Origin of the sequence: Bradyrhizobium sp. (assembly GCF_019242285.1) — a bacterium.
Taxonomy (GTDB): domain Bacteria; phylum Pseudomonadota; class Alphaproteobacteria; order Rhizobiales; family Xanthobacteraceae; genus Bradyrhizobium.
This window is the reverse complement of record NZ_JAFAVV010000779.1, coordinates 1-8,569: the sequence shown is the minus strand read 5'-3', so window position 1 is coordinate 8,569 and position 8,569 is coordinate 1. Positions and strand designations below refer to the sequence as shown.

Below are 8,569 nucleotides of genomic sequence, written 5' to 3'. Positions count from 1 at the left end.
CGCATATGGGGAGAGCAGAGCGGTTGGGCTCACCCCCCCCTGGAGGGGGAGGGTCGGCACGCGATCGAGCGAAGCGAGATGCGTGCCGGGGTGGGGTGACGGTCTCTCCGTATTAGACAGTGTGCGCGCGGAAGCATCACCCACCCCGGTCGTGCCGATGGCTCGAGCTCATCAAGTGGGCGGAGGATGATCCGCCTGCGATGGTGGCAGGAGAGCCCGGTCGCCAGGGAGAGCTCGGAAGAAGCGTTAAAACCATCGCGCAGGGAAGGCGCGGGTGGCGGTTCAATCGGTCGGTATTCTCGGCTGAACCTGTGGTTCCTACCCCGTGCTTTCCTTGTGCACGGGGGCCATGGGCACCGGCCGGTGCCCGGCATTCCCTGCGCTCCATCTCCGGGAGGGTGATCCGCTTGGCAAAACTCGGGCATTTCTCGCCGCGAGAACGCGAACGTGTATCCTGTGCTCCTCTGGCTTGTTTCCCTGATCGCACAGAAATGCGATAGCTGCGTTCGAGTTTTCCCAGTGGTGACAAGCATGACCAAGGCAGTGCTCGGCATTATCGGCGGCTCCGGCATCTATGACCTGCCGGGCCTGCAGGACGCGCGCGAGGAGGCGATCGCGAGCCCGTGGGGCGAGCCGTCGGCGCCGGTGCGCCACGGCACCATCGCCGGGCTTCCGATCGTGTTCCTGCCGCGTCACGACAAGGGCCACCGGCTGTCGCCCTCCGACATTAACTACCGCGCCAATATCGACGTGCTGAAGCGCGCCGGCGTCACCGATCTGGTGTCGCTGTCGGCCTGCGGCTCGTTCAAGGAGGAACTGCCGCCCGGCACCTTCGTGCTGGTCGACCAGTTCGTCGACCGCACTCACAAGCGCGAGTCCTCGTTCTTCGGCAAGGGCTGCGTCGCCCATGTCTCGATGGCGCATCCGGTGTCGCCGCGGCTGCGCATTCATCTCGCCGCCGCCGCCGATGCGGAGGGGTTCGCGATCGCGCGGACGGGAACCTATGTCTGCATGGAAGGCCCGCAATTCTCCACCTATGCCGAGAGCATGACCTACAAGAATCTCGGCTATGCCGTGATCGGCATGACCAACATGCCCGAGGCAAAGCTCGCCCGTGAGGCGGAGATCGCCTACGCCACGGTGGCGATGGTGACCGATTTCGATTGCTGGCATCCGGACCACGACGCCGTGACGGTGCAGGACATCATCCGCGTTCTCAACTCGAACGCCGACAGGGCCAAGGCGCTGGTGGCGCGGCTCGCGCAGCTCTTTCCGCGCGAGCACGAGCCGTGCCCGATCGGCTCGGATCGCGCGCTCGACAGCGCGCTGATCACCGCGCCCGAGGCCCGCGATCCCGAGTTGTTGAAGAAGCTCGACGCCGTCGCGGGTCGCGTGTTGCGCGGCTGAGGGAATCTGGAGGCTGCCATGAAGGTCGACGGCAAGCATTTCCGCAGCATCTGGCTCGAGCCTGACGGCTGGTCGGTCGGCGCAATCGACCAGCGCCGGTTGCCACACGAATTCGTGGTGGCGCGGCTGACCAATGTCGGCGAGGCGGCCGCGGCGATCCGCGCGATGCTGGTGCGCGGCGCGCCCCTGATCGGCGCCACCGCGGCCTATGGCATGGCGCTGGCGATGCGCGAGGATGCTTCCGACGCCGCGCTCGCGCGCGCCTACGAGGTGCTGATCGCGACGCGGCCGACCGCGATCAACCTGAAATGGGCGCTGGAGGAGATGCGCACGGTGCTGCGGCCGCTGGCGCCATCGTCGCGCGGCGATGCGGCTTACGCCCGCGCCGACGACATCGCCGAGGAGGACGTCGCGATCAACCAGGGCATTGCCCGCCACGGGCTGTCGCTGATCGAGGCGATCGCCGCGAGGAAGCCGGGCGAGCCGGTCAACGTGCTGACCCATTGCAACGCCGGCTGGCTCGCGACCGTCGATTGGGGCACGGCCACTGCGCCGATCTATCTCGCCCACGATGCGGGCATCGCTGTCCATGTCTGGGTCGACGAGACCCGGCCGCGCAACCAGGGGGCCTCGCTCACCGCCTGGGAGCTCGGCCATCACGGCGTGCCGCATACCGTGATCCCCGACAACACCGGCGGGCACCTGATGCAGCACGGCCAGGTCGATCTCGTCATCGTCGGCACCGACCGCGTCGCCGCCAATGGCGACGTCTGCAACAAGATCGGCACTTATCTGAAAGCGCTCGCCGCGCATGACAATGGCGTGCCATTCCACGTCGCGCTGCCATCGCCGACCATCGATTTCAATGTCGCCGATGGCGTCACGCAGATTCCGATCGAGCAGCGTAGCGCAGACGAGGTGACGCACATGACCGGCCGCACCGCCGACGGCCGGATCGAGACGGTGCGGATCGTGCCGGACGGCTCGCCGGTGGCGAACTACGGCTTCGACGTCACCCCGGCGCGGCTCGTCACCGGGCTGATCACCGAGCGCGGCGTGCTCAAGGCCGAACGCGCTGCGCTGGCGGCGGCATTTCCGGAACGGATCGCAGCCGCGGCGGAGTGATTGGTTGGAGTTGTTGGGACAGGTTGCTCTGAATTCGGTGCACCTCTCCCCTTGTGGAAGAGGTCGGATCGCATCGAAGATGCGATCCGGGTGAGGGGTCTGTCTCCGCGAGCAGAACTGCCGACATCGAGCACGCGGATAGAACCCCTCATCCGGCGCTTCGCGCCGACCTTCTCCCACAAGGGGAGAAGGGAACCGCGCTTGCGGCTCGACGCGTGCTACCGCAGCTTCAACCGCGTCGCCGCCTCCAGCTCAGCCAGCGCCTGCGCGGCATCGACCACCTTGATCGTGGTCATGCCGATCTCGCGCGCGGGCTTCAGATTGACGCCGAGGTCGTCGAGATAGACGCAATTCGCAGCATCGACGCCGAGCGCCTCGACCATCATTTGGTAGATGCGCGGATCGGGCTTGCGCAGGCCGATCTTGGCGCTTTCAATGATGTAGTCGAACAGCGCCATTACCTCGGCGACATAGAGCGTGCGGCCGGAGGTGCTGCCGATCGCGTTGGCCGGCAGGTTGTTGGTGATGCAGCCGGTCTTGCAGTTCGCCTTGACGCGCTTGAGCGCCTCGACCATCTCGGGGCGAAGCTCGCCCTGCAACAGCGGCAGCACGTCGCGGCCGCGGACCTCGGCGCCGAGCGCGCGCGACTCGGCGGCGAAAAGCTCATCAAAAGTCTCGACGTCGATTTCGGCGCGCTCGAACTTGGCCCAGGCGTTTTCCAGGTGGTTGGCGGCGTTGGTGCGGCGGATGATATCGAGCGGAATGCCGCGCTCGCGCTCGAACCGCGCGAAGGCCTCGAACGGCGAGGTGGTGAGCACGCCGCCAAAATCCCAGATCACCGCCTCGATCATCGCTTCCCCGAGCTGCTGCAATCCCGCTGATGAGATCGGCTAACACGGCAGGGCCATCGATGCCAGCCTCTCTCCCTGCTTGGCGGCGGACGCGGCGACGGCTATGGCTGGTCCGATGAAGACCTTCGTTCGCACTCTCGCCATCGCCGCATGGCTGCACGCCGCGCCCGCCATGGCGATCGTCGGCGGCGCGGCGCCGTCGCCGGACGGCGTCGGCCGCGCGGTCGTCACCATCGTCGGCTCGCGCGGCAATTTCTGCACCGGCAGCCTGATCGCGCCGAGCCTCGTGCTCACGGTGGCGCATTGCGTCGAGCCCGGCGCGCTCTACAAGATCGTGCAATATGATGCCGAGCGGAAGCCGCAATTGCAGGACGTCAAGACGGTCGCGATCCATCCCGGTTTCCAGATGCAGGCGATGCTGGCGCATCGCGCTACTGCCGACGTGGCGCTGCTGCGCCTGGAAATTCCGGCCAAAGGAAAAACGCCGGCGGCGCTGGGCAGCCCGCAGATGCCGATCGTGCCGGGCGCCAGGTTCAGCGTCGCCGGGGTCGGCGTCACCATCCGCGGCGACGGCAAGAGCGCCGGCGTGACCCGCAGCGCGGAGCTGGTGGCGACCGGGAAGCCGGGCACGCTGCAGATCCGGCTGGTCGATCCCGCGACGCAAGGCGCGCGCGAAGGGCTCGGCGCCTGCACCGGCGATTCCGGTGCGCCGGTAGTCGAGGAGCAGCAAGCCGGCCCCGCGATCATCGGCGTCGTGAGCTGGTCGACCGGGCCGAACGGCAGCGCGGGCTGCGGCGGATTGACCGGAGTGACGCCGCTGACGCTGTACCGCGACTGGATCGTGCAGACCGCACGGCAATGGGGATTTGGGCTTTGAATCAAACGCTGTTTGATTTTTGCGCATGGCTTGACCGCAACGATGATTTGAGGCCAGCCTTGTGATCAAGCAAATTTCCCCAAGGAAAAGCAGCAGCGATGAACATCTCCGCGGCCCGCGCGATCTCCGGCTCCGCTTCACAGGCCACTGAACATTTCGACGTGCTGATCGTTGGCGCCGGCATTTCCGGCATCGGCAGCGCCTATCATCTGACGAAGCAGCTTCCTGATACCAGCTTCGTCATTCTCGAGAGCCAGCAGACGTTCGGCGGCACGTGGTGGACGCATAAGTATCCCGGCATCCGTTCCGACAGCGATCTCCACACCTTCGGCTACAGCTTCAAGCCGTGGGTCGGACCGCCGATCGCGAGCGCCGCCGAGATCCTCGCCTATATGGGCGAGGTCATTGCCGATAACGATCTCGGCAGGCACATCCGCTACGGGCATCGCATCGTATCGGCGAGCTGGTCGAGCGAGAGCAAGCTCTGGACCATCGCGGCGGTGAAGTCCGACAACGACGAGCCCGTCACCTTCACCGCGAACTTCCTCTGGATGTGCCAGGGCTACTACCGCCACTCCGAAGGCTACACGCCGGAATGGCAGGGCATGAAGGATTTCAAGGGTCGCATCGTGCATCCGCAGTGCTGGCCCGAGGATATTGTGCTCGACGGCAAGCAGGTGGTGGTGATCGGCTCGGGGGCGACCGCGGCGACGCTGATCCCCAATATTGCCGACCACTGCGCCCATGTCACCATGCTGCAGCGCTCGCCGACCTTCTTCCGGCTCGGCCGCAACGCGATCGAGATCGCCGAGGAGCTGCGGCGGCTCCAGGTCAAGGAGGAGTGGATCCACGAGATCGTGCGTCGCAAGATCCTGTTCGAGCAGGATGCCTTCACCCGCCGCTGTCTCAGCGAGCCGGAGCAGGTCAAGAAGGAGCTGATCGGCCAGATCAGCGCGGTGCTCGGCCCGGACTTCGACGTCGGCACGCATTTCACGCCGAGCTACCGGCCGTGGCGGCAGCGCATCGCCTTCGTGCCGGACGCTGATTTCTTCCACGCCGTCAAGGACGGCAAGGCGTCGGTGGTCACCGACGAGATCGAACGTTTCGTCGAGAACGGCATCCTCTTGAAATCCGGCAAGACGCTCGAGGCCGATGTCATCGTCACCGCGACCGGCTTTCACCTCTCGATCCTCGGCGACATCGCCTTTGCCATCGACGGCGAGCCGCTCGATTTCGCCGAGACCGTCACCTATCGCGGCATGATGTTCACCGGCGTTCCGAACATGGCCTGGGTGTTCGGCTATTTCCGCGCGAGCTGGACGCTGCGCACCGATCTGGTCGCCGACTTCGTCTGCCGCATGCTCGCGCACATGAAGCAGAAGGGCGCGGGCAAGGTCGAAGTGGCACTGAGGCCCGAGGACCACAACATGCCGCTATTGTCCTGGATCGATCCGGAGAACTTCAACCCGAACTACCTGATGCGCGACATGCACCGCCTGCCCAAGCGCGGCGACAAGGTCGAGTGGCAGCACAGCCAGGACTACTGGGCCGAGAAGGACCAGTTTCCGGCGATCGATCTCGACGACAAGGCGTTCGTGTATGGGTGAACGATTGCGTCACCGATAGCGGCCCGCCTTGGCCCACCGCCTCACGCGCGGGCCTGCCGCAGCGGGCTGTCGGACATCGCGGTGTTCGGCTGCTTCGCCTTCAGCTCCGCCACCGACGCCTTCGGCTGCAGCGGCACCTGCAACCGGCAGATCAGGCCCTCGGGCTGCCAGTCGAACAGCGCCCGGCCGCCCAGTTGCGTTTCGATGCTGGCGATCAGGCTGCGGGTGCCGAAGCCGTGCTTGGTGGGGACGTGCACCAGAGGGCCGCCAGCCTCCTGCCAGGTCAAGGCGAGGATAGCGTCCTCGACATGCCATGTGATCGAGAGCGAGCCGGTGAGCGTGGAGAGGGCGCCGTACTTGCCGGAATTGGTGATCAATTCGTGGACCGCGAGCGCCAGCGTCTGCGCGGTTGCCGGATGCAGCCGCATCTCAGGGCCGGCGCATTCGATCTGGCCGTTCACGGCATAGGGCGCAAGCTCCTGTTCGAGCAGCGTGTTCAGCTCCGCGCCTTCCCAGCTCGACAGCGACAGGACGGTGTGGACGCGCGCCAGCGCGCTGATGCGGCCCTCGACGGCGTTGGCGTAGGCCTTGACGTCCTCGGCGCGGGTCAGCCGGACGATCGATTGCGCCAGCGCCAGCGCGTTCTTGGCGCGGTGGTCGACCTCGCGGGCGAGCAGGTTCTGCCGCTCCTCGGCACGCTTGCGCTCGGTGATGTCGATAGTGACGCCGCTGACGCGGACGATGCGTCCGTGCCGGTCGACGGTCGCGGCCGCCGAGCCGACGCACCAGCGCAGCTCGCCGTCCGGCCGGTTGATCCGGAACTCCGCTTCGTAGGAGCGCGCGCCGGTGTCGAGCTCGGCGACGGTCCGGCGCAGCGCCTCGATGTCGTCAGGATGCAGCAGGCGCTCGATGCTGGCGGTGGTCAGGTCGAAGCTTTCCGGATCGACGCCGAAAATCCGGTACTGGCCCTCGTCCCACATCCAGTCGCCGTCGATCCAGTTCCAGTCCCACGAGCCCATCCTGCCGGCCGCCAGCGCCATGCTGCGGCGCTGCTCGCTTTCGACGAGTTGCGCCGTCGATTGTTCGAGCTCCGCCGTGCGCGCGCGCACCCGATCCTCGAGCTCCGCATTGAAGCGCTCGAGCTGTCGCGTCTTGCGATAGAGCTCGGTGAACACCTTGACCTTTGCGCGCAACACCTCCGGGATCACAGGCACGGGGACATAGTCCACCGCACCCATCTCATAGCCGCGCAACCGGTCGATGTCGCTGACCTGGATCGCGGAGATGAAGATGATCGCCGTCTTCTGGAAGCGCGGATGCTCGCGGATCATGGCGGCGAGCTCGAAACCGTCGAGCTCCGGCATGCAGACGTCGACCAGGATGACCGCGACCTCGTTCTTCAGGAGATATTCCAGAGCCTCGCGGCCGGAGGTGGCGACCACGAGGTTGTCGCCGAGCTCCTTCAGGATCACTTCATAGGCGAGCAGCTTCGCGGGCTGGTCGTCGACCAGAAGGATGTTTACCTTTTCGTGGTCCATCATTTCGGTCACGGGATCAGCGGTGCAGCCACATGCGGATCGCGAGCAGCAGTTGCTCGGTGTTGACCGGCTTGGCCAGATAGTCGGAGGCGCCGGCCTCGAGGCATTTCTCGCGGTCGCCCTTCATCGCCTTGGCGGTCAGCGCGATGATGGGCAGTCGGGCGAACGACGGGTTCTGCCGGATCGCGCCGATGGTCTGGTAACCGTCCATCTGCGGCATCATGATGTCCATCAGCACGATGGCAATCTCGGAACTCTGCTCGACCCATGCAACTGCCTCGCTACCAGTAGTGGCCGTCAACACCTTCATGCCGCGTCGTTCCAGCACGCTGGACAGCGCGAAGATGTTCCGGGCATCGTCGTCGACCAAAAGCACCGTCCTGCCGATCAGGTCCTCGTCGGAACTGTTCAGCTTCTCCAGCATGCGCTGCTTCTCGAGCGGAAGTTCCGTGATCACACGATGCAGGAACAACGCGGTTTCGTCGAGCAGCCGTTCCGGCGACTCCACGCCCTTGACGACGATGCTGCGCGCCATGGTGTGAAGTTCCGCATCCTCTTCCGCGGAAAGCTCGCGTCCCGTGAACACCACGACGGGAACCGCCGACAGATCCACGTCGTTGCGGATCGTCTCCAGCACCTCGAAGCCGCTCATGTCGGGCAGGCGCAGGTCGAGCACCACGCAATCGCAGGGGTTCTGGCGCAAGACCGAGAGGGCCGCCTTGCCGGTGTCCGCCGCCACGATCTCGATGTCGTCGTGATCGAGCAATTCGCGAATGCTGAGCTGCTCGGCCGCGTCGTCCTCGACGATCAGGAGCCGCTTGCGGCGCGGCTTGGCATATTCCTTGATCTGCGACAGCGCCGCGCTGACGCCTTCGGTCGTGGTCGGCTTGGTGACGAAGGAGAAGGCGCCGCGCGCCAGCGCGTGCTGGCGATCCTCGTCCAGCGTGATGATCTGCACCGGGATGTGCCGCGTCAACGGATTATGCTTGAGCTGGCTCAGCACCGTCCAGCCGAGCATGTCGGGCAGGAACACGTCGAGCGAGACCGCGGTCGGCTGGTACTGCTTGGCAAGCTCGAGCGCCTCGGCGCCGCGTGCCGCGACCAGCACCTTGAAGCCCTTGTCGCGGGCAAGGTCGACCAGCACGCGCGCATAATGCGGATCGT

The 8,569-nt window shown here is 65.9% G+C and carries 7 protein-coding genes; 4 read left to right on the top strand and 3 right to left on the bottom strand.

Annotated elements, in window-relative coordinates; genetic code table 11:
- Positions 1 to 531 precede the first annotated feature (531 nt).
- A complete protein-coding gene (locus JOY90_RS31660; protein ID WP_291695025.1) occupies positions 532 to 1,407 on the top strand; it encodes an S-methyl-5'-thioadenosine phosphorylase in 876 nt (291 codons plus the stop codon).
- Between the two features lie 18 nt (positions 1,408 to 1,425).
- Positions 1,426 to 2,532, top strand: a complete 1,107-nt coding sequence (mtnA, locus tag JOY90_RS31655) for an S-methyl-5-thioribose-1-phosphate isomerase (protein WP_291695024.1) — start codon at positions 1,426 to 1,428, stop codon at positions 2,530 to 2,532.
- A gap of 218 nt (positions 2,533 to 2,750) precedes the next feature.
- Here mtnA and JOY90_RS31650 read toward each other — a convergent pair whose 3' ends face one another.
- Entirely contained in the window at positions 2,751 to 3,383 is a 633-nt protein-coding gene (locus JOY90_RS31650; protein WP_291695023.1) for an HAD-IA family hydrolase, read from the bottom strand.
- A gap of 115 nt (positions 3,384 to 3,498) precedes the next feature.
- Between JOY90_RS31650 and JOY90_RS31645 the strand changes: the two genes are divergently transcribed.
- Both JOY90_RS31645 and JOY90_RS31640 read left to right on the top strand, forming a co-directional pair.
- Complete coding sequence (locus JOY90_RS31645) at positions 3,499 to 4,260, top strand: trypsin-like serine protease (protein WP_291695022.1); 762 nt, start codon at positions 3,499 to 3,501, stop codon at positions 4,258 to 4,260.
- A gap of 98 nt (positions 4,261 to 4,358) precedes the next feature.
- Positions 4,359 to 5,867 carry an NAD(P)/FAD-dependent oxidoreductase gene (locus JOY90_RS31640; protein WP_291695021.1) on the top strand — a complete coding sequence of 503 codons (1,509 nt, stop codon included), beginning with the start codon at positions 4,359 to 4,361 and terminating at the stop codon, positions 5,865 to 5,867.
- Positions 5,868 to 5,908: 41 nt separating this feature from the next.
- On the opposite strand, the gene JOY90_RS31635 is transcribed toward JOY90_RS31640, so the two are convergent.
- Both JOY90_RS31635 and JOY90_RS31630 read right to left on the bottom strand, forming a co-directional pair.
- Positions 5,909 to 7,405, bottom strand: a complete 1,497-nt coding sequence (locus tag JOY90_RS31635; RefSeq protein WP_291695026.1) for an HWE histidine kinase domain-containing protein — start codon at positions 7,403 to 7,405, stop codon at positions 5,909 to 5,911.
- A 16-nt stretch (positions 7,406 to 7,421) separates the two neighbouring features.
- A partial coding sequence (locus JOY90_RS31630; RefSeq protein ID WP_291695020.1) for a response regulator occupies positions 7,422 to 8,569 on the bottom strand: 1,148 nt, incomplete at its 5' end.